Source organism: Roseomonas elaeocarpi, assembly GCF_042433915.1.
GTDB lineage: Bacteria > Pseudomonadota > Alphaproteobacteria > Acetobacterales > Acetobacteraceae > Roseomonas > Roseomonas elaeocarpi.
The window spans coordinates 404103-425897 of sequence record NZ_JBHLUN010000008.1 but is presented as its reverse complement, the minus strand read 5'-3'; the positions used below and the strand labels follow the sequence as shown (position 1 = coordinate 425897).

The window sequence follows — 21795 nt, the reverse complement described above, 5'->3', positions numbered from 1 at the left end:
CGACGCAGGGGGACTGAGCCGGTAGAACCGGCCCCGAACAGCCCCACTCAAGCGACCGAGACCTCGCCCATGCCCGCCTACCAGTACGTCTACGTCATGAAGGATCTCACCAAGTCCTACCCGGGCGGACGCGAGGTCTTCAAAGGCATCACGCTGAGCTTCCTGCCCACCGCCAAGATCGGTGTGCTGGGGCCCAACGGCGCCGGCAAGTCCACGCTGATGCGCATCATGTCGGGTCAGGACAAGGAATACGGCGGCGAGGCCTGGGCGGCCGAGGGCGCCAAGGTCGGCTACCTGTCGCAGGAACCGCACCTCAACCCGGACAAGACCGTCGGTGAGAACGTCATGGAGGCTTTCGCCGCCGTGAACGCCGACCTCGCGCGGTTCAACGAGATCTCGGCGAAGTTCGCCGAGCCGATGGACGACGACGAGATGAACAACCTCCTCGCCGAGCAGGCCGAGCTGCAGGAGCGCATCGACGCCGCCAACGGCTGGGAGATCGACCGCACCGTCGAGATCGCGCTGGACGCGCTGCGCTGCCCGCCCTTCGACAGCCCCGTCACCAACCTGTCCGGCGGTGAGCGCCGCCGCGTCGCGCTGTGCAAGCTGCTGCTGGAAAAGCCCGACCTGCTGCTGCTGGATGAGCCCACCAACCACCTCGACGCCGAGAGCGTGAGCTGGCTCGAGAAGACGCTGCGCGACTACGAGGGCGCGGTGCTGATCGTCACCCACGACCGCTACTTCCTCGACAACGTCACCAACTGGATCCTGGAAGTCGATCGCGGCCGCGGCATCCCCTACGAGGGCAACTACTCCGCCTACCTGAACGCCAAGCGCAAGCGCCTGGCCCAGGAGGAGAAGGAGGAGAGCACCCGCCAGCGGCAGCTGGCCGAGGAGCAGGAGTGGATCGGCCGCTCGCCTTCCGCCCGCCAGGCGAAGAGCAAGGCCCGCATCCAGGCCTACGAGGAGCTGCTGGCCAAGTCGCTGGAAAAGGCGCCCGACCCGACCGAGATCCAGATCCCGCCGGCGCCCCGCCTGGGCAACACCGTCATCGTGGCCGAGGAGATCCGCAAGGGCTTCGGCAACCGCCTGCTGATCGACGACCTGAGCTTCAAGCTGCCGCCCGGCGGCATCGTCGGCGTGATCGGCCCCAACGGCGCCGGCAAGACCACGCTGTTCAAGATGATCACCGGCGCCGACAAGCCCGACGGCGGTTCCATGCGCGTGGGTGACAGCGTCGAGCTCGGCTACGTCGACCAGAGCCGCGACAGCCTGGATGACAAGAAGACCGTCTGGCAGGAAATCTCCGAAGGTCAGGACATGATCACCATGGGCAAGCGCTCGGTGCCGAGCCGCGCCTACTGCGCCGCCTTCAACTTCAAGGGCGGCGACCAGCAGAAGCCGGTGGGCGTGCTCTCCGGTGGTGAGCGCAACCGCGTCCACTTGGCCAAGATGCTCAAGACGCCGCACAACGTCCTGCTGCTCGACGAGCCGACCAACGACCTCGACGTGGATACGCTGCGCGCGCTGGAAGAGGCGCTGGCCGACTTCGCCGGCTGCGCCGTGATCATCTCGCACGATCGCTGGTTCCTAGATCGCCTCGCGACCCACATCCTGGCCTTCGAGGGCGACAGCCACGTCGAGTGGTTCGAAGGTAACTACCAGGCCTACGAGGCCGACAAGAAGCGACGCATGGGCGCCGCGGCCGACGAGCCGCACCGGATCAAGTACCGCCCCCTCACGCGCTGAAGCGCCGGCGCGCCGGCCCGTCCTCCTCACCTCGGGGCAGGGCGGTCCCGGCGCGCGGCAGCTTTCGCGCCGCCCGGCACCGTGCCGCACCAGCGGCACCCGGGCGCCCAGCGTCGTGTCGAGCCTGCTCCCCATGATCTTCGCCCCATCCTCCCTGCACCTGTCGCGCGTCGTGCGGACGCAGCGCCTGCTGCTGCTGCCCGTGGGCTGGGAGAACCTGCCCGAGCTCACCCAGCTCAAGGGTGACGAGCGCGTCTTCGCCATCATGCTGCACGGCGTGCGAACGCCCGAGCGCACGCGCGAGGAGATGGAGGACGACATCGACTTCTGGACGGTGCGCGGCTACGGCACTTGGTGCATCCATCTCCAGCAGGACGAGAGCTTCCTCGGCATCGTCGGCCTGATGGAGCGCCCCGACGGGCGCGGCGTGGCGCTGCGCTTCGCGCTCTGGCCCGAATGCCGCGGCCACGGCTACGCGCGGGAAGCGGCGCGCGCGGCGCTCGAGTTCGGTCATCGCGCCGGGCTGGACCGCATCATCGCGGTGGCGCGGGAAACCAACGACAGTTCCCGCTCCGTGCTCGCCGGCATCGGCATGCGCGAGGCCGACCTGTTCCTGCACCGGGGCAGCCGGATGGTGGTCTACGAGAGCCGCGCCGGCGACACTTCCGCCACCTGACGCCAAATCGTGAACTTCCGGCAACGCAGGTGTGAGAAGTCCGTCACGACCCGCGGTGCCATCATGCCTCCGTCGCCGATCTCCGGCGAAAGGAGACAGGGATGCTCAAGCCCTTGATCGCTGCGGGTGCCGTGCTGATGCTCGCGGCCTGCAGTGGCTCCGGAGGGCTGCGGCCGGACGTGGACCGGAGCCCGCGGGACAGCTTGAACAACAACTTCGACCCGACGACGCGAAGCAGCGCCGGCTCCACGCCGCGCGACGAGAGCAACGCAAATTCCTCGGCGCGGGGCGGCCCGGGCACCGGCGCCATCCGCTGAGAAATGCCGTAGCGGCCCCTTTGCCCAACGCCACGGGCCGCTGCTGCCCGACGCGGTACCGGATAACATAACATGCTGATGTTCTTCGATAATTCTCGAAGAACCCCTCGACGCGCGGGGCTGGCGCGCTAAGTGTCCTGGGCCACCCTGCCACCGCGCCGGCCACCTTGCCCCCGCTTCAACCCAGCCCCGGATCGCGTCCGGCGGGGGCGGGACCGGTGACCTGGCGCCCTGGCCCGGGCCGGCATCTCCCATGCGACGAGGGTTCCATGTTCACTTGCACCGGCTACGCCGCCGAAACCGCGCAGGCACCGCTCGCGCCCTTCACCTTCCAACGTCGCGACCCTGGCCCCACCGACGTGCAGATCGACATCCTCTACTGCGGCGTCTGCCATTCCGACATCCACCAGGCCCGTGGCGAGTGGGGCAACACCCTCTACCCCTGCGTGCCGGGCCACGAGATCGTCGGCCGCGTCGCCGCCGTCGGCGGCAGCGTCACCAGGTTCAAGGTCGGCGACCTCGCCGGCGTCGGCTGCATGGTGGACAGCTGCCGCGAATGCGCGAACTGCCGCGACGGCCTGGAGCAGTACTGCGACAACGGCTTCATCGCGACCTACAACGGCGAGGACAAGATCAGCGGCGGCCACACCTTCGGCGGCTATTCCCGCGCCGTGGTGGTGGAGCAGGACTTCGTGCTCCGCATCCCCGAGGCGCTCGACCTCGCCGCCGTGGCGCCGCTGCTCTGCGCCGGCATCACCACCTATTCCCCGCTGCGGCACTGGAAGGTCGGCCCCGGGCAGCGCGTGGGCGTCGTCGGCCTGGGGGGCCTCGGCCACATGGCGGTGAAGTTCGCCGCGGCCTTCGGCGCCCAGGTCGTGATGTTCACCACCTCGCCCAGCAAGATCGAGGACGCCAAGCGCCTCGGCGCGCATGAGGTGGTGCTGTCCCGTGACGAGGCGGCGATGGCGGCCGAGGCCGGGCGCTTCGACTTCATCCTCGACGCCGTGGCGGCCGAGCATGACATCAACACCTACCTCAACTTGCTCAAGCGCGACGGCACGCTGGTGCAGGTCGGCGCGCCCGAGAAGCCGCTGCCGGTGCAGGTGTTCAGCCTGATCATGAAGCGCCGCTCCTTCGCGGGTTCGCTGATCGGCGGCATCGCCGAAACGCAGGAGATGCTGGACTTCTGCGCCGAGCACAACATCACCTCGGATATCGAGATGATCCGCATGGACCAGATCAACGAGGCCTACGAGCGGATGCTGCGCTCCGACGTGAAGTACCGCTTCGTGATCGACATGGCGACGCTGCCGGCTGCGGTCTGAGGCGGTCGTCCCGGGGGAGAGAAGGAATTCTCTCCCCCGGACCCCCACTCATCTTTTTCTCGGACGCTGCCGCGGGAGGGGTGAAGGCCGGTCGCGGCACGATGGCCGCTGGCGCTTCCCAGAAAAATCCAGGCTTCCTGTCAGTTCTGGCTGACGCCTGCCTCGCTCCGGCTCCGTGAGCCGGAGCGCACAACGCCCACCACCTTCCTGCGGCAGCGTCCCAGAAAAAGATGAGAGGGAGGGGCCCGGGGAGGGGGAGAACACTTTCTCCCTCTCCCTGGCCACAGACAGCCGCGTCCATGAACGGCAAAGGGCCGGGAGATCGCCCTCCCGGCCCTTTCCTGAAGCGATCCCGGTTTGGCCCGGGGCGCGGCTCAGCGGCCTTCCTGGGCCTGGAGCTGCGCGATCTGCTGCTTCATGGCGTCCAGCAGCGCCGACACCTTGCCGCCGTTGCGGCTGACCACCGAGGAATACTCGGAGCGCTGCGTCAGGCGCAGCGAGGTGCCCTCGGCGATCAGGTCCACGATCTTCGGCTGGCCGCCGACATCGCCCACGCGCCAGTCGAGGCTGACCGGCGCCGCGTTGGGACGCTCCACGACCGTGTTCACCAGAACGTCGTCCTCGGTGCGCTGCTGCGCACGGCCGAGCGAGAAGCGAACGCCCTGGTACTCGCCGAAGCGGGCCGACAGGTTGCGGATCAGCGTTTCCTCGAACAGCTGCATGTACTGCTGCTGCTCCGCCGGGCTGGCCTGGTTCCACCAGCGGCCCAGGATGAAGCGGCCGACGCCTTGGATGTCCACGGCGCGGCGCAGGATCGCGGCCACCTGCTGGCGGCGCTGCGCCACCGGCGAGCTGGCGTTGATCGCCGCCACCATCTCCTGGCCCGTGCTCTGGATGAAGCTCGTGGCGCGGCTCGGATCCACGCCCTGCGCCAGCGCCGGGTGGCGCAGCGCCACCAGGGCGGGAAGGGCCAGCGTGGCCGCCAGCAGGCTGCGTCGGTCGATCATGGTCATCGGCACTTCTTTCCGTCTCGTCGTCCCGGGCGGCCGCGAGGCCGTCGGGGAAAGGTGGCGCGGGGTCGTGGTCCCGCGGCGGCGATCCCGTGGCCGCAAGCTGGCAGCCAGGGGAGGCCGGGTTGGAGGAACGCCCGGGTATGGCGCAAACCCCGGCGCGGGCCGCTGGCCCACGCCGCGATCCGCGCCGCGTCTCCTGTTAGCGCTGCGAGGGCGTCCGGGTTCCCGCGCCGAGCCCCGTGGAGGGCGCGGCCTTGCCGGCGTCGGGCACCGGGGCGGCGGCCGGGCCTTCCGGCGTGGCGCCCGCGGCGTTCGGGCCCTTGCCCGGCGGCCAGACGGGCCCGGTGCTGGCGATGTCGCGCGCCCGCTGCTGGCGATAGCCGGAGCGGTAGGTGGCGTAGGGGTCGAGGCTGGTGCGGTTCACCGAATCCAGCGTCTCGATCAGACGCTCGCGCGTGTCGAGCGCGGTCAGCACGGGGATGCCGTAGTCGTAGGCGTAGTTCAGCCCGTCGCTGCCGAAGGTCAGGTAGGTGAAGGGATTGGCCGCGATGCCGGCGCCGAAGCCCGCGAGGTCACGCGGATTGCTCGGCCCCAGCAGCGGGATGAACAGGTAGGGCCCTTCGCCCAGCCCCGCCTTGCCGGCGGTCTGGCCGAAATCGGCGGTATGCGCCGGCAGGCCCATCTTGTCGGCCACGTCGATCAGCCCGCCCAGGCCCACCGTGCTGTTGAGCAGGAAGCGCGTCAGCGTGTCGCGCGCGCGCCCGGCCTCGCCCTGGGCGACGTCGTTGATGAAGGTCACCGGGCTCTTGAGGTTGCCCAGCGCGTTGTGGATGCCCTCGCGCAGCGGATCGGGCACCACCGCGCGGTAGCCCACCGCGGCCGGGCGCAGCAGGTTGCGGTCGATCGCCTGGTGGATGCCGAACATCGAGCGGTTAAACGGCTCGATCGGGTCGTTGGTCTGGTTGAACTCCGCCACCGCGTCGGGGTCGGACGGATCGGGGCGCGTCGCGCAGGCGGTGGCGCCCAGCGCCAGCGCCACGGCCAGGCCGCGCGACAGGAAGCGGCCGAAGCGGCGCCCCCGAGCCTGTCCGTGCGGACGTCCGGGGGAGGGGTGGCGCAGGGCGCCGGGGATCGTCCCAACGGTCTTCAACGAAAGCGTCCTCAACTCGGTCTTTGCGCCGCAGCCATAGCATCCACGCCACCGAAAAGCGTGGAGCGCCGCACAACAACATACCGCGACAGATGTAAACACCCGCCACCCGGCGGGCAGCATGGCCCGGAGCGTTGTTCCTGTCACATATCCTCTCGCGCCGATGGGTACGGAGCCGGGGGCACGAAGCCGGGGCGCGCGAAGCCGGGGCACACGGGGCGCAGGGCGCGGCGAACGGGGAAGAGGGGCACCGGACGGTGCGGGCCGTCGGCCATCCGCCCGGGGCGCCGGCGCAACGGCAGCCTGCCCAGGCACGCGGTGCCGCCGCATCCCGGCCATGCCGCGGCACCGCACGAACCCCCTGCCGTTCCGGAGCGGAGCCGCTATGTTGGGGCCATGAATCACGTTGCTCAACCGGATCAAGGCGCCTCCCATGGGAACACCGGGGGGAATACCGGGGGAAGCATGCCGGCGAACCCTCTCGGCCGCTGGCTGACCGGCCCGCGCTTCGGCGCCTTGCCGACACCGGCCGCGCTGCCGGCGCCGGCGCTGAGCTTCGAGTTCTTCCCGCCCCGCACCGAGGCGCTGGAAGCCCAGCTCTGGAGCTGCATCCGCAGGCTCGAACCCCTGGCGCCGCGCTTCGTGTCGGTCACCTACGGCGCCGGCGGTACCACCCAGGCCCGCACCCACGCTACGGTGTCGCGCATCGTGCGCGAAACCGCGCTCACCCCCGCCGCCCACCTGACCTGCGTCGGTGCCTCGCGCGGAGAGGTCGACGAGGTGGCGCGCCAGTACTGGGATGCCGGCGTGCGCCACATCGTGGCGCTGCGCGGCGACCCACCGGCCGGCACCGAGCGCTACGAGCCGCACGCCCAGGGCTACGCCTACGCCGCCGACCTGGTGGAAGGCCTGAAGCGCGTGGCGCCCTTCGAGATCTCGGTGGCGGCCTATCCGGAAACCCACCCCGGTGCCGCCTCGGCCGAGAGCGACCTCGACAACCTCAAGCGCAAGATCGACGCCGGCGCGACGCGGGCGATCACGCAGTACTTCTTCGACAACGGCACCTTCCTGCGCTTCATCGACCGCGCCCTCGCCGCCGGGATCGAGGTGCCGATCGTGCCGGGCATCATGCCGGTGTCGAACTTCGCCTCCATGCGCAAGTTCTCCGCCATGTGTGGCGCCAGCGTGCCGGACTGGATGGCGCACCTCTTCGACGGGCTGGACGACGATCCGGAAACGCGCCGCATGGTGGCCGCCACGGTGGCCGCCGAGCAGGTCCGCATGCTCCAGGCCAACGGCGTGGACGAGTTCCACTTCTATACGCTCAACCGCCCCGACCTGACCTACGCCATCGCCCATATCCTGGGCGCGCGGCCCGCCAGGCCGGCGGAACCCGCGAGCCCGTCGGGCGCCGCCGAAGAGGCCAAGGCCGAGCAGGCGGAGAAGTCGGTGGGCTGAAGCCCGCCCGGCCGGTCCGGCTCCTCCCGCGGAGCCGGACCGGCCGGAACCCGCACCGCGCTGTCGCGCGGGGCGGCGAAACCGGCGCGCATGGTTCCCCTTGTTCGCCACCCGTTCTATATCCGCCCGGTGCCCCGGCTCGCCCTCCTCCTGCTCCTGCCGCTGCTCCTGGGCGCCCTTCCGGCCCGGGCCGCCTGCAACGACACGCCCGCCCCGGGCGTGGATTTCCGCCGCTGCCTGCTGGATGAGCGCGACCTGACGGGCGCCGACCTCGCCGGCGCGGTGCTGCGCGACGCGAGCCTCATCCGCGCCCGCCTGCCCGGCGCCAAGCTCGCGGGGGCGGAGGCCGCGCAGGCCCGCTTCGTGTCCGCCGACCTCACCGGGGCTGATCTCGCGGGCGCCAGCCTGCTGGGCGCCGACCTCACCCGCGCGGTGCTGTTGCGCGCCAGGCTTACCGGGGCCGACCTGCGCCGTGCCAAGCTGTTCCGCACCGACCTGACGGGTGCCGATCTTTCCGGCGCGAACCTTCTCGGCGCCGACCTGTCCTATGCCATCCTCGACGGCGCCCGCTGGACGGACGGGACGCGCATCTGCGCGCCCGGCTCCGTCGGCGCCTGCCAGTAACGAAGGAGCCGCGACCATGCCGCTGCCCGACCACGCTTCCGCCGCCGCCCGCACCGTCATCGCCGCGGCGGCACCGGACGGCCGCCCTTCCGGCATCCCCGCCGCCCCCGCCGCTTCCGCACCCGACGGCCGCTTCGGCGGCGGCCAGGCCCCCGCCGTCGCGGCCCCGCCGCCCGACTACCTGGCGCGCCTGAATTCCGAGCAGCGCGAGGCGGTGGAAACCGTGGACGGGCCGCTGCTGGTGCTGGCGGGTGCGGGCACCGGCAAGACGCGCGTGCTGACCACCCGCTTCGCCCATATCCTGATGATGCGCCGCGCCTTCCCCAACCAGGTCCTCGCGGTGACCTTCACCAACAAGGCCGCGCGCGAGATGCGCGAGCGCGTGGCGGCGATCCTGGGCCACCCGGCGGAAGGGCTGTGGCTCGGCACCTTTCACGCGCTCTGCGCCCGCATGCTGCGGCGTCACGCGGAATACGTGGGGCTCACCAACAGCTTCACCATCCTCGACACCGACGACCAGATGCGCCTGCTCAAGCAGGTGATGGACGCGGCGGGCGTGGATCAGAAGCGCTGGCCGGCGCAGGGGCTGATGGCGATCATCCAGCGCTGGAAGGACCGCGGCCTGACGCCGGCCCGCGTCACCCCGCAGGAAGACAGCGACTATGCCAACAACCGCGCGCGCAGCCTGTATGAGGCCTACCAGTCGCGGCTGAAGGACCTCAACACCGCCGATTTCGGCGACCTGCTGCTGCACACCACCGAGATCCTGCGCACCCAGCCCAACGTGCTGGCGCAGTACCACCGCGCCTTCCGCTACATCCTGGTGGACGAGTACCAGGACACCAACACGGTGCAGTACCTCTGGCTCCGCCTCCTGGCGCAGGAGCACAAGAACATCTGCTGCGTGGGCGACGACGACCAGTCGATCTATTCCTGGCGCGGCGCCGAGGTGGAAAACATCCTGCGCTTCGAGAAGGACTTCCCCGGCGCGCGCATCGTGCGCCTCGAATCCAACTACCGCTCCACCAAGCCGATCCTGGCCGCCGCCGCCGGGCTGATCGCCAAGAACGAGGGCCGCCTCGGCAAGACGCTGCGCGCCGGCCGCAACGACGCGGATGGCGAGCGCGTGAAGGTCGTCTCGCTGTGGGACTCCGAGGAGGAGGCCCGCATGGTCGGCGACGCCATCGAGGCCGCGCACCGCGAGAAGTTCCGCCTGTCGGAGATGGCGATCCTGGTGCGCGCCGGCTTCCAGACCCGCGCCTTCGAGGAACGGCTGATCGTCCTCGGCGTCCCCTACAAGGTCGTTGGCGGCCTCAAGTTCTACGAGCGCGCCGAGATCCGCGATGCCATGGCCTATATGCGCATCCTGCACCAGCCGAGCGACGACCTGGCCTTCGAGCGCATCGTCAACACGCCCCGCCGCGGCATCGGCGACGGCGCCCTGCAGCAGATGCACATCGTGGCGCGCGACCAGAGCATCCCGCTGGCCGTCGCGGCCGACAAGCTCGCCCAGACCGACGCCTTCCGGCCGAAGCCCCGCAGCGCGCTGCGCGAGCTCTTCGAGGGCTTCAACCGCTGGCGCGCCACCATGGCCAAGGAAGGCCACGTCGTCGCGGTCGCCACCATGCTGGACGAGTGCGGCTACACCGAGATGTGGAAGCAGGACAAATCCGCCGAAGCGCCGGGCCGCCTGGAAAACCTCAAGGAACTGGTGCGCGCGATCGGCGAGTTCGAAACCCTGGCCGGCTTCCTCGACCACGTGGCGCTGGTCACCGAGAACGACGAGAAATCCGAGGCCGACCGCGTGTCGCTGATGACGCTGCACGCCGCCAAGGGGCTGGAATTCGACCTCGTCTTCCTGCCCGGCTGGGAGGAAGGCCTCTTTCCCCACCAGCGCGCATTGGACGAGGGCGGCACCAAGTCGCTCGAGGAAGAGCGCCGCCTCGCCTACGTGGGTATCACCCGTGGCCGCAAGCGCGTGGTCATCAGCCACGCCGCCAATCGCCGCATCTACGCCAACTGGTCCGCCGCCATCCCGTCGCGCTTCCTCGACGAACTGCCCGAGGACGCGGTGGAGCGCGAAGGCTCTTCCTCCATGCAGCGCCAGCGCATGGCCTCGGCCCCCAGCGTCTTCAGCAACGGCCCGCTCACCGCCGCCCGCAAGCCCCGCGTGATCGAGGCCGGCGCCTGGGAGGTGCAGGAACGCCCGGCGCGCAAGGATGCCATGACCGTCGGCACCCGCGTCTTCCACCAAAAATTCGGCTACGGCCGCGTCACCCGGGTGGACGACGACCGCCTGGACGTGGATTTCGAGAAGACCGGCAGCAAGCGCGTGCTGGACCGTTTCGTGGAGCGCGCCCAATAAGCGGCCGCATGAAGGCAATCCCCGCATGAGCACGCAGACCGCCATCCAGCAGAAGCCCGGCCACTGGCCGACCCAGGGCAACACGCACTGGGCGATCCCGCTGGAAACCCTGGTGCTCCGCGGCCTGCCGGACGAGGCCGTGCCGGTCTACGAGGCCGCGCTGCAAAGCCTTTGCCGCACCGTCAGCTACTTCCGCGAGGAACCGGGCGAGACCTGGCGCCTCGAAGGCGTGTGGGAGCAGAACGGCGACGAGGCCGCGCTCGCCGCCGCCCTGGCGCTGGCGGGCATGGTGAGCGGCCACGACGCCGGCACGCCGGAGCGGCACGAGACCGAGGCCGAAGGCTGGCTCGCCCGCACGATCGAGGCCTTCCCCGAGCAGGCGCTGGGCACCCGCTTCATCATTCGCCCCACCCATGTGGAGGACCGCAAGGAATGGGGCAGGGTGGTTCTGCGACTCGACGCAGGCCTCGCCTTCGGCTCCGGCGAGCACGAATCGACCCGCGGCTGCCTGATTGCCTTCGAGTCGGTGGCCAAGCGCCACGGGCGCGGCCGGCTGCGTTCGGTGCTCGACCTCGGCTCGGGCAGCGGCATCCTGGCCATGGGCGCCGCCAAGATCCTGCATCAGCCGGTGCTGGCCACCGATATCGAGCCCTGGTCGGTCCGCGTCGCCGCCGACAACGCGGTGATGAACGGGTTGCGCAACCGCTTCCGGGCCGAGCTCGCCGATGGCTGGCGCTCGCCGAAGGTCAACCGCCGCCGCTACGACCTCGTCTTCGCCAACATCCTGGCCCGCCCGCTCTGCGCCATGGCGCACGACCTCGCCGCCCACCTCAACCCGGGCGGTACCGCCATCCTGGCCGGCTTGCTCGGCACCCAAGTGCGGATGGTGCTGGCCGCGCATCGCCGGCAGGGGCTGGTGCTGGAACGGCGCCTCGACTTCGGCCACTGGTCGACGCTGGTGCTGCGCCGCCGCTGAGGCCATCGCCCACTGCCACCCGGGCCGCTGGCTGCCTCAAATCGCGCCATACAGCCGGTCGGACCACCCGGCCGATGCTGCGATGCAAAAGAAAAAGGCGCCTGGCTCATGGAGCCGGCGCCTTTTCTCATGCTTCATGGCCGCTTATGCGACCAGCGCAGGTCTCACGCAGTGGTGAGACCCAGCCGCCCGCCTCAGGCCGCGGCGCGGCCCTGGCGGAAGTCGTTGGCCGGACGAACCACGCTGGTGCGGGCCGGGGCGGCCACGACCTGCTCGCCCATGCGGGCGAAGAGGCCCGGGATCTCGGCGCGGTTCAGGCCGATATCGGCGAGCTCGCGATCGCTCAGCTCCTGCAGCTCGGCCATCGCGCGGCGGCGGGCCAGACCCTCGGACAGGCGGGCGAACAGGCCGGAGAACCAGCGGCCGAGGCCGGCGTCGCTCTGCTGCATCGCCTGCTGGCGCAGGGCCTGCACGCGGGCGGTTTCGGCATTGGCGGCGCGGGGCATCATCAGGCTGGCTTCTGTCTGGTTGAAGTTCGGGTTCATGATCAGGCGTCCTTTGCGGCGCGGTTCAGAGGTCCGGGAAGGTGGCTCCGTGCCGCCTCTCGCCCCGCCGCGCTTGATGGGGAGAACATAATCTCTCAGCCTCGTTTCGGGCGTGCCGATCCGGCCTTGGAGGCATGCGTCGGGCGCATGAAATAGGAGTGAAACATGTTTTTTACGAAGGTCGCGAACCCGTGAGTGCGGTGCAGCATCTCGCGGCGCTGCGCGAGGCCCTCGGCCGCGCGGGCGTGGACGGGTTCATCATTCCCCGCTCCGACGAATACCTGGGCGAGTACGTGCCCCCTTCGGCCGAGCGCCTCGCCTGGCTGACCGGCTTCACCGGCAGCGCCGGCATGGCAATCGTGCTGCCCGAGCGCGCGGCGGTCTTCACCGACGGCCGCTACACCACCCAGGTCGCCGACCAGACCGATCCCGCCCTGTGGGAACGGCAGCACATCACCGAGCAGCCGCCGGCCGACTGGCTCCGGCAGCACGCCGGCACCCGCCGCATCGGCTACGACCCGCGCCTCCTCCCGCAATCCACGCTGGACCGGCTCGCCGCCTCGGGCGCCACGCTGGTGCCGCTCGCCCAGAACCCGGTGGACGAGAGCTGGACCGATCGCCCTGCCGCCCCCGCCGCCCGCGCCGTGCCGCACCCGGTGGAACACGCCGGCCTCGCCGCCGGGGAGAAGCTGGCCGCCGGCGCCGCCGCGCTGCGCGAGGCCGGGCTGGACGCCGCGGTGCTGGCCGACGCGCACAGCACCGCCTGGCTGCTCAACCTCCGCGGCGAGGATCTCGGCCACACGCCGATCCCGCTGACCCAGGGCATCCTGCGCGCCGACGGCACGGCCGAGCTGTTCATCGACGGGCGCAAGGTGGACGACGCGCTGCGCGCCCATCTCGGCAACGCCGTGGCCCTGCGAACCCCCGCCGAACTGCCCGAAGCCCTGCGCGCCCTGGCCGGCCGCCGCGTCGGCGTCGATCCCGACCTGACCCCCGCCGCGTTCGGGCAGATCCTGCGCGAGGCCGGGGCCGAGGTGGTGGCCGCCGACGACCCCGTGCGCCTGCCGCGCGCCCGCAAGAACGCCGTGGAGCAGGAGGGCAGCCGCGCCGCCCATCGCCGCGACGCCGGGGCGCTGATCCGCTTCCTCCACTGGTTCGCGCAGGAGGCCCCGAAGGGCGCGCTCACCGAGGTCGGCGCCGCCGAACAGCTGCTGCGCCTGCGCCGTGAGCTTCCCGGCTTCCGCGCGGAGTCCTTCCCCGCCATTTCCGGCGCCGGGCCGAACGGCGCCATCGTCCACTACCGTGCCACCGCCAGCAGCGACCGGCGGATCGCGCCCGACGAGTGCTACCTGATCGACAGCGGCGCCCAGTTCCCCGACGGCACCACCGACGTCACCCGCACCCTCTGGAGCGGCCCCGGCCCGGCCCCGGCCGAGCTCCGCCAGCGCTACACGCTGGTGCTGCGCGGCCACGTCGCCCTGGCGACGCTGCGCTTCCCGCAAGGGCTGGCCGGACCGCATCTCGACGCCATCGCCCGCCGCCCGCTCTGGGACGAGGGGCTGGACTACGACCACGGCACCGGCCACGGCGTGGGCTCCTTCCTGAGCGTCCACGAGGGCCCCGTCGCCTTCTCGCGCGCCGCCAAGCCGGTCGCCATCGCCGAGGGGATGATCCTGAGCGACGAGCCCGGCTTCTACCTGCCCGGCCACTACGGCATCCGCATCGAGAACCTGCTGCTGGTGCAGAACGACGGCACCGGCCTGTCCGGCAAGCCCTGGCTGCGCTTCGAAACCCTGACGCTGGCCCCCTACGAACGCGCGTTGATCGAGCCGGCGCTGCTCACGCCCGCGGAGCGGCGCTGGGTGGACGACTACCAGGCGCGCGTGCTGCGCGAGGCCGGGCCGGGCCTCGACGCGCCGGTGCGGGACTGGCTGGCGCGGGCCTGCGCGCCGCTCTGACGACGGCGGCCTCCCCGCTGTCCGTTGGAAAGCCGGGCGGCGTCGGGGAGCAGCGGTGGGAAGCCGGCACGGCGAACCGAGGCGGGAAGCGACGGTGGAAAGCCGTCACGGCGAGGGCGCAGGTGAACCAGGACGCGGAACCGGCACGGGGCGCCGCGCCCCAGGGCGGAAACCGGGTCCGGCCGCCACACCCCGCGTCCCAACCGGCACCGCCCGAAACCCCTTGGCGGAAACCTGTCCACCCGTTCATGATCCCGCCATCCCCGTGGCGACGAGGCACGCCTCCGTCCCGTCCTGCGGCCGGCCCGCGACGCGCAGCCCTCGCGGGCCCTTCACCCCGCACCACCGGCCGGGGCTGGGGAGGAACCGGTGCGAGCGGGGGGAGGGGGACGAACATGCACCGCAGGCAGTTCAACGGCCTGGCGATCCTGGGCCTCGGCACCGCCGCCTCCGGCAGCGCGCTGGCGCAGCACGCGGGCCACGGCGGCCCGGCGCTGGAAGCCCTGCCGTCCTCGCCGGCGCCCTTCGGCGCGCTGGCGCAGAACGGCGCGCCGCATCACCTGACGGCGCAGCAGGAAGCGCAGCGCTTCTTCGAGAGCAATGCCCCCGAGGGCCCCGCCGGCCGCTGGGAAACGCGCGCCGAGATGCCGATCCCGCGCAGCGAGATGGCCTGGGCCACGGCGGCCGAAGGGCGGATGCACGTCGTCGGCGGCTACGGCGAAGGCCAGTTCAACCGCGCCTACCACACCGTCTATGACCCGGCCGGGGATCGCTGGTACGGCGCGGCGCCGCTGCCGCGCGGGGCGAACCACATCGCCGTGGTGGCCGACCGGGGGCAGGTCTACGCCCTGGGCGGCTTCATCGAGCAGAACCGCGCCTGCGACAACAAGGCCTTCCGCTACGACCTCACCGAGGACCGCTGGCGGGAGATCGCGCCGCTGCCCCGTCCGCGCGGCGCCGCCTCGGCGGTGGTGCTGGACGGGCGGATCCACCTCGTCGGCGGCGCCACCGACCCCGCGGCGGAGCGCGCCAGCGTCGGCTGGCACGAGGCCTACGATCCCGCCGCCGACCGCTGGGAACTGCGCCGCGCGCTACCCGCCGCCCGTGACCACGTCGGCTGCGTCAGCCATGACGGGCGCATCCACGTGGTGGGCGGCCGCTTCAACACCTTCCAGTACAACACCGGCCTGCATCACGTGTACCTGCCGGACCGCGACACCTGGGAGGAGCGCGCCCCATTGCCCACGCCGCGCTCGGGCCACGGGATGGTGCTCTACCGCGGGCGGATGTTCTGCATGGGCGGCGAGGGCGGCATCATCGAGCGCGGCCAGACCCTCGAGGCACGGGTCTTCGGGCAGATGGAAAGCTACGACCCGGCCACGGACAGTTGGCAGCGGCACGCGCCGATGATCACGCCGCGCCACGCCGTCGGCGCCACCGCGATCGGCGACTGGATCTATGTCGCCGGCGGCGGCGCGGTGCTGGGCGGCGCCGTGCAGTCGGCGGTGCACGAGGCTTTCACCCTCGGTTGAGCCAGGCGGGCTGAGGCGAGGGGGCTGAGACCGGGGCGCTGAGACCGGGGCGCTGAAGCGGGTGCCGGGGCGGCGGGGAAACCGCCGAACCCGCACGGTTCCGCTTGCATCGCCGGGAAACCGCCCGTAACCCTGTTGCGACGCAACACGACGCGGCCTGCCCCGGAGCCCCTCCGGCCCGGGCTGCCCGAAGCAGGATCACCGGTCCGATGTAGTCCCCGCTCGCAACACCGTCATGCCACACCGCCCGCGACCCGGAGTCCCTCCGCCGCGGCGCGTCCCATGATCCGCTGTTGCGAGCGTTCGACCGGACCTGCGCCCCGCGCCCTCCGCCGCCGTGCCCCGCGCACGCGCCCCGGAGCGGACCGGCCAGCCGCCTTCCGCGCGTGACACGGCTCCCCTGATCCCGGAACTCCATGAGCACACCCCCCACCGCCCTCGGCCGCTACGGCGCCGAATGGTTCGGCAATATCCGGCGCGACATCCTGGCCGGGCTGGTCGGCACCTTCGCGCTGATCCCCGAGGTCATCGCCTTCTCCTTCGTGGCCGGCGTCGACCCGGAGGTCGGCCTCTACGCCTCCTTCGTGATCGGCATCGTCATCGCCATCACCGGCGGGCGGCCCGCGATGATCTCCGGCGCCGCGGGCTCCGTCGCGCTGGTGGCGGCCGCCCTGGTGCGCGAGCACGGGCTGCAATACCTCCTCGCCGCCACGCTGCTGGCCGGCGCCTTCCAGGTGGTGTTCGGCCTCCTGCGCCTCGACGTGCTGATGCGCTTCGTGTCGCGCTCGGTCCGCACGGGCTTCGTCAACGCGCTGGCGATCCTGATCTTCTCGGCGCAGCTGCCGCAGATGATGGACGTCACCTGGCACACCTACGCGATGATCGCGCTGGGCCTCGCCATCATCTACCTCGTGCCGCGCCTCACCGAGGCCGTGCCGTCGCCGCTGATCTGCATCGTGATCCTGACCGCGATCAGCATGAGCTTCCCCATGCCGCTGCGCACCGTGGCCGACCTGGGCCACCTGCCGTCCAGCCTGCCCGCGCTGGTGCTGCCCGACATCCCGTTGAACTGGGCCTCGCTGCGGATCGTGGCGCCCTACGCGCTGGCGATGGCGGCCGTGGGCCTGCTGGAATCCATGATGACCGCCGGCGTGGTGGACGACCTGACCGAGACCACCAGCTCCAAGCGGATGGAATGCACCGGCCTCGGCATCGCCAACATCGCCGTGGGGCTGTTCGGCGGCATCGCCGGCTGCGGCATGATCGGCCAGACCGTGGGCAATGTCCGCTACGGCGGGCGCGGGCGGCTCTCGACCTTCTGCGCCGGGCTGTTCCTGCTGGTGCTGATGGTGCTGCTGCGCCCCTGGGTGGCGCAGGTGCCCGTGGCCGCGCTGGTCGCCATCATGATCATGGTCTCGATCAGCACCTTCTCCTGGAGCTCCTTCCGCGACCTCGTGGTGCATCCCAAGGTGTCGTCCGCGGTGATGCTCGCCACCGTCGCGGTGGTGGTCGCCACCAGCAACCTGGCGCTGGGCGTGCTCGTCGGCGTGCTGCTGAGCGGCGTCTTCTTCGCCTTCAAGGTCATGCACCTGATGCGCGTCGACAGCCAGTACGACGCCGCCACCGACACCCGCACCTACACGGTGCACGGCCAGGTCTTCTTCGCCTCGGCCGACATGTTCGCCGACAGCTTCGACCTGCGCGACACGGCGCGGAACATCCGCATCGACCTGCGCGCGGCACAGCTGTGGGACATCACCGCCGTGGGTGCGCTGGAAAACGTGGTGAACAAGATGCGCCGCCACGGGCTTCGCGTCGAACTGGAAGGGCTGAACGAGAGCAGCGCCACCATGGTCGAGCGCCACGGCCGCTTCTCGCCGGCGGAACTCTGAGGCTGGGCGGTACTGTTCGGCCGGCGGCCAGGGGAGAGAAGGAATTCTCTCCCCCGGACCCCCACTCATCTTTCTCTTTGACGCTGCCGCAGGGCGGTGGAAACCGGTCGTGGAACGGTCGCCGCCGGTGCTGCTGAAACGGACAAGAAGTCCTTCTCAGCGCTGGCTGAGATGTCCCTCGCTCCGGCTCCATGAGCCGGGGCGCACAGCCTCAGCCACACTCCTGCGGCAGCGTCTCAAACAAAGATGAGGGCGGAGGGGTCCGGGGAGGGGGAGAATTCCTTCTCCACCTCCCCGGGGTTCAAACCAGCGCCCCCTCTCAGTCCTCGCGCTCGATCTTCGCCGTCTCGATCACGCCCTTCCACAGTGCCACCTCGCCCGCCAGGTAGGGCGCGAACTCGCGCGCCGGCATCGGCGAGGCGGTGAAGCCCGAGGCCGCGTAGGCGTCCCGCACGCGCGGCAGGGCCAGGGCGCGCGCCGTCTCGGTTTCCAGCCGCGCCAGGATCGGCGCCGGCAGCGCGGGCGGGGCCGCCAGCCCGTACCAGTTGTTCACCCGGAACTCGCCCAGCTTGCCGTCCAGCACCGGCGTGGCGGGGCTACGCGCCCAGGGCTCGGCGGTGGAGACCGCCAGCAGCCGCAGCGTTCCCTGTTCCACCAGCGGCCAGCCCGCGGCATCGCTGAAGCCCACGTCGACATTGCCCGAGGCGAGGTCGGTCAGCAGCGGCGTGGTACCGCGATAGGGCACGTGCAGCATCTTGATGCCCATGCGGATGTTCATCAGCTCCAGCGCCAGGTGCGTGGAGGACCCCACCCCGCCCGAGCCGAAGCGCACCTGCTCCGGCTTCGCCTTGGCCCAGGCAATAAAACCGTCGATGTCGGCCGCCGGCAGGTCCTTGCGCGCCATCAGCAGCAACGGGCTGGTGGTGAGGCGCGAGACATGCGTCAGCTCCAGCGCCTCGTAGGGAGTTTTGCGCAGCAGCGGGCCGATGGTGATGTTGCCGGCGCTGGTGATGCCCAGCGTCTCGCCGTCCGGCGGGCTGCGGAACACCTGCTCGATGCCCAGCGCCCCGGCGGCGCCGGAACGGTTGTCCACCACCACCGGCTGCCCCAGCACCGGCGCCAGCGCTTCCGCCAGCACCCGCCCCACGAGGTCGAGCCCGCCGCCCGCCGGGAAGGGCACCACGATCCGCACCGGGCGGTCCGGCGCCCAGCCCGATGCCGGGTCCGCAGCCCGCGCGACACGGGCGAGGGCGGGAAGGATCGCGGGCGCGGCGAGGAGGCCCAGCGCTGCGCGCCGTGCCAGGGGGGCGGCCAAGGGGGTGGCCAGAGGGGACGCCATGGAAGACGCCAGGGGAGATGCCGGGCGCGCGGCCAGGAAACGTGTCATCGTCGTGCTCCGGGTGGATTATTCGGGAAGGGCGGTGCGGCCGCGCACGGCGCGGGGCGGCCGCGGCAGGCCCAGGTGCTCGCGCAGCGTCGTGCCCTCGTACGCGGAGCGGAACAGGCCGCGCCGCTGCAGCTCAGGCACCACCAGCGTCGTGAAGTCGGTGAAGCCCTGCGGGAAGGTGGGCGGCATGACGTTGAAGCCGTCGGCGCCGCGGCCCTCGAACCATTCCTGCATGCGGTCGGCCACCTCGGTGGCGCTGCCGATCACCATGTGATGCCCGCGCGACACCGCGATGCGCTCGTACAGCTGGCGGATCGACAGGTTTTCCCGCCGCGCGAGGTCGGCGATCACCTTGAGCCGTGCCTTGCCCACGTCGGTATCCGGCAGCTCGGGCAGCGGACCGTCCACGTCGTAAGGGCTGAAGTCGAAGCCGCCCGTGAGGAACGACAGCAGCGACAGGCCCACGTCGGGGTGCAGCAACCGCTGCAACGCCGCCATCCGGTCCTCCGCCTCGGCCCGCGTGCGCCCGACCACGGGAAATAGGCCCGGCATCACCTTCACCGACGCCGCGTCGCGCCCGTGCGCCACCAGCCGCGCCTTGACGTCTGCGTAGAAGCTCTGCGCTTCCTCCAGCGTCTGGCTGACGGAAAAGATCACCTCCGCCTGCCGCGCCGCCAGGTCGCGCCCGGCATCGGAGCCGCCCGCCTGCACCAGCACCGGGTAGCCCTGCGGCGGCCGCGACAGGTTCAGCGGCCCGCGGACGGCGAATTCCTCGCCACGGTGTTCCAGCACCTGCAGCTTCGCGGCGTCGAAGTAGATCCCGCCCTCCTTGTCCTTAAGGAAGGCGTCGTCGGCGAAGCTGTCCCAAAGTCCCTTGGCAACATCGACGAACTCCGCCGCGCGGCGATAACGGTCGGCATGCTGCGGGTGACTTTCGCGCCCGAAGTTCCAGGCCTCGTTGCTGTTGGAGGTGGTGACGATGTTCCACCCGGCCCGCCCGCCCGACAGGTGGTCCAGCGTCCCGAAGCCGCGCGCGACGTGGTAGGGCTCGGAATAGGTGGTGGAACCCGTGGCCACCAGGCCGATCCGCTCCGTCACCATCGACAGCGCCGAGAGCAGCGCGATCGGCTCCAGGATATGCTCGCGCGTGGTGCGGCGCACCGCCGGCCAGTCGGTCTGCGGCACGCAGTTGTTGTCGGCCAGGAACAGCATGTCGAAGCACGCGGCCTCGGCCTGCTGCGCGACGCGGACATAGGCGCGCAGGTCCATCGGCATCGCGGCCCAGCTCTCGGGGTGCCGCCAGCCCGCGATGTGGTGGCCGGTGGAAAGCAGGAACAGGCCGAGGCTCAGCCTGGATCGTTCGGAGGGCATCGCATGTCCGTCCATGGCCTGCCGTCGCGCGGGCGCGGCCGGCGTGGTGGGCGGCGTTCCTTCTCCCCCGGCGGATCTGCGTCCGCATTGCTTGTTGGCAACCTAGGGTCTGCGGGACCCTCCACCAAGACCCACCCCGCCCAAGCGAGACGCTGCGCCGTCACCGTACCAGGGGTGCGAAACGACGCGCGCGGGCCGTGGGAGGAACGAAATCTCCCGGTTCCGCGAATGGCAGAAGGCTTATGCCGGAAGCCGGGGAATCTTCGGTAAACACGGTCATTGGGACGCACGCCGCATCGCCGTAGGATTTTTCACATGAGTGAGCACGACGCGATGTCCGCCCGACCCAGGCTGCACGACCCCCGGCGCGGTGCGCCAGGCGATCTGCGGCGCTCCGCTTCGGCGATCTCACGGCCTGTCGCGCTGAACGCCCCACGGCGTAGCGCGTCCTATGCCCCGCGGCGCGTCGCACCGATGCGCCGCCCCGCCGATCCGCCGCGCTGTACCACCGGCTGACGCGCGCCGCAGCGCGTCACGAAACAGGCCGCGGCAGCGCCGCCCATCCTCCATCCCGAACAGAAACACCGCGGCGGCAACGCGGCGGTGAACCGGAAAGCACGCCCGCATGAACCAGATCACCCGACCCGCAGAGGCGCAGCCCCTCGCGCAGCCCGCGATCCTCGATCGTCACGACTTCGGCAAGCTCCTGCGTGAAGGCCCGCCGCCGCGCGACCTCGCGGCCGAGCGCCTCCATCGCCAGCAGTCGCTCGCCATCACCTTTCGCCTCTTCGCGCGTCTGGGCTTCGACCAGGGCCTCGCCGGCCACGTCACCGCGCGCGACCCGGAATTCCCCGACGAGTTCTGGGTGAACCCGCTGGGCCAGCACTTCGGCCGCATCCGCGTGTCCGACCTGATCCGCGTCAACCATGAGGGCGAGGTCGTGCACGGCCACCAGCCGGTGAACCGCGCGGCCTTCGCCATCCACGCCTCGATCCACGCCGCACGCCCCGACGTGGTGGCCGCCGCGCACACGCATTCCACGCACGGCAAAGCCTGGGCCTCGCTCGGCCGCAAGCTCGACCCGCTGACGCAGGACAGCTGCTCCTTCTTCGAGGATCACGCGCTGTTCGACGACTTCACCGGCGTCGTGCTCGACCGTTCCGAGGGCGACCGCATCGCCGACGCGCTCGGCCCCCACAAGGCGGTGATCCTGCTCAACCACGGCATCCTCACCGCAGGGCCCACGGTGGAAGCCGCCGCCTGGTGGTTCATCGCCATGGACAACGCCGCCCGCACGCAACTCCTGGCCGAGGCCGCCGGCACGCCGCGCCCGATCCCGGACGAGGTCGCGCGCCACACCGCGCGGCAGGTCGGCTCCGCCACCGGCGGGATGCTGAGCTTCCAGCCCATGCGCGACTGGATCCTCGCGCAGGAACCGGACCTGCTGGACTGAGGCG

Annotated in this window: 17 protein-coding genes; 12 read left to right on the top strand and 5 right to left on the bottom strand. The window is 71.2% G+C overall.

Going from position 1 to position 21795, the window contains the following annotated elements; genetic code table 11:
• Positions 1-69: 69 nt before the first annotated feature.
• The 4 genes from ettA (at position 70) to ACFFGY_RS13315 (ending at position 4067) form a co-directional block, all read left to right on the top strand.
• Entirely contained in the window at positions 70-1749 is a 1680-nt protein-coding gene (gene ettA, locus ACFFGY_RS13330) for an energy-dependent translational throttle protein EttA (protein WP_377044982.1), read from the top strand.
• Between the two features lie 115 nt (positions 1750-1864).
• Entirely contained in the window at positions 1865-2425 is a 561-nt protein-coding gene (locus ACFFGY_RS13325) for a GNAT family N-acetyltransferase (protein WP_377044981.1), read from the top strand.
• A 101-nt stretch (positions 2426-2526) separates the two neighbouring features.
• Entirely contained in the window at positions 2527-2742 is a 216-nt protein-coding gene (locus ACFFGY_RS13320; protein WP_377044980.1) for a hypothetical protein, read from the top strand.
• Between the two features lie 269 nt (positions 2743-3011).
• Entirely contained in the window at positions 3012-4067 is a 1056-nt protein-coding gene (locus ACFFGY_RS13315) for an NAD(P)-dependent alcohol dehydrogenase (protein WP_377044979.1), read from the top strand.
• A 374-nt stretch (positions 4068-4441) separates the two neighbouring features.
• Here the strand turns inward: ACFFGY_RS13315 and ACFFGY_RS13310 are convergent, their stop codons facing one another.
• Positions 4442-5080 carry an MlaC/ttg2D family ABC transporter substrate-binding protein gene (locus tag ACFFGY_RS13310; RefSeq protein ID WP_377044978.1) on the bottom strand — a complete coding sequence of 213 codons (639 nt, stop codon included), beginning with the start codon at positions 5078-5080 and terminating at the stop codon, positions 4442-4444.
• Between the two features lie 199 nt (positions 5081-5279).
• Positions 5280-6230 (bottom strand): MlaA family lipoprotein, encoded by a 951-nt coding sequence (locus tag ACFFGY_RS13305; protein ID WP_377044977.1) that lies wholly within the window; start codon positions 6228-6230, stop codon positions 5280-5282.
• 465 nt (positions 6231-6695) lie between these two features.
• On the opposite strand from ACFFGY_RS13305, the gene metF reads away from it, so the two are divergent.
• The 4 genes from metF to ACFFGY_RS13285 all read left to right on the top strand — a co-directional run bounded on the left by metF (position 6696) and on the right by ACFFGY_RS13285 (position 11653).
• On the top strand, positions 6696-7688 hold the full coding sequence (metF, locus tag ACFFGY_RS13300) for a methylenetetrahydrofolate reductase [NAD(P)H] (RefSeq protein WP_377044976.1): 993 nt from the start codon (positions 6696-6698) through the stop codon (positions 7686-7688).
• A 90-nt stretch (positions 7689-7778) separates the two neighbouring features.
• Positions 7779-8312: a pentapeptide repeat-containing protein gene (locus ACFFGY_RS13295; protein WP_377044975.1), complete on the top strand. Its 534-nt coding sequence runs from the start codon at positions 7779-7781 to the stop codon at positions 8310-8312.
• A gap of 16 nt (positions 8313-8328) precedes the next feature.
• Positions 8329-10677, top strand: a complete 2349-nt coding sequence (locus ACFFGY_RS13290) for an ATP-dependent helicase (protein WP_377044974.1) — start codon at positions 8329-8331, stop codon at positions 10675-10677.
• A gap of 25 nt (positions 10678-10702) precedes the next feature.
• Positions 10703-11653: a 50S ribosomal protein L11 methyltransferase gene (locus ACFFGY_RS13285; protein ID WP_377044973.1), complete on the top strand. Its 951-nt coding sequence runs from the start codon at positions 10703-10705 to the stop codon at positions 11651-11653.
• Between the two features lie 194 nt (positions 11654-11847).
• On the opposite strand, the gene ACFFGY_RS13280 is transcribed toward ACFFGY_RS13285, so the two are convergent.
• On the bottom strand, positions 11848-12198 hold the full coding sequence (locus ACFFGY_RS13280; protein ID WP_377044972.1) for a DUF1127 domain-containing protein: 351 nt from the start codon (positions 12196-12198) through the stop codon (positions 11848-11850).
• A gap of 191 nt (positions 12199-12389) precedes the next feature.
• Here ACFFGY_RS13280 and ACFFGY_RS13275 point away from each other — a divergent pair, with 191 nt between their 5' ends.
• The 3 genes from ACFFGY_RS13275 to ACFFGY_RS13265 all read left to right on the top strand — a co-directional run bounded on the left by ACFFGY_RS13275 (position 12390) and on the right by ACFFGY_RS13265 (position 17580).
• Positions 12390-14156, top strand: coding sequence for an aminopeptidase P family protein (locus tag ACFFGY_RS13275; protein WP_377044971.1), 1767 nt, complete (start codon positions 12390-12392; stop codon positions 14154-14156).
• Between the two features lie 395 nt (positions 14157-14551).
• On the top strand, positions 14552-15688 hold the full coding sequence (locus ACFFGY_RS13270; protein WP_377044970.1) for a Kelch repeat-containing protein: 1137 nt from the start codon (positions 14552-14554) through the stop codon (positions 15686-15688).
• A 416-nt stretch (positions 15689-16104) separates the two neighbouring features.
• Positions 16105-17580, top strand: coding sequence for a SulP family inorganic anion transporter (locus tag ACFFGY_RS13265; RefSeq protein ID WP_377044969.1), 1476 nt, complete (start codon positions 16105-16107; stop codon positions 17578-17580).
• Positions 17581-17899: 319 nt separating this feature from the next.
• On the opposite strand, the gene ACFFGY_RS13260 is transcribed toward ACFFGY_RS13265, so the two are convergent.
• The gene (locus tag ACFFGY_RS13260) at positions 17900-18967 is read right to left on the bottom strand and encodes a Bug family tripartite tricarboxylate transporter substrate binding protein (protein ID WP_377044968.1); all 1068 of its coding nucleotides are present in this window, start codon (positions 18965-18967) and stop codon (positions 17900-17902) included.
• 18 nt (positions 18968-18985) lie between these two features.
• Positions 18986-20338, bottom strand: a complete 1353-nt coding sequence (locus ACFFGY_RS13255) for an LLM class flavin-dependent oxidoreductase (RefSeq protein ID WP_377044967.1) — start codon at positions 20336-20338, stop codon at positions 18986-18988.
• A gap of 625 nt (positions 20339-20963) precedes the next feature.
• Between ACFFGY_RS13255 and ACFFGY_RS13250 the strand changes: the two genes are divergently transcribed.
• Entirely contained in the window at positions 20964-21791 is an 828-nt protein-coding gene (locus tag ACFFGY_RS13250) for a class II aldolase/adducin family protein (RefSeq protein ID WP_377044966.1), read from the top strand.
• The last annotated feature ends 4 nt before the right edge of the window (positions 21792-21795 follow it).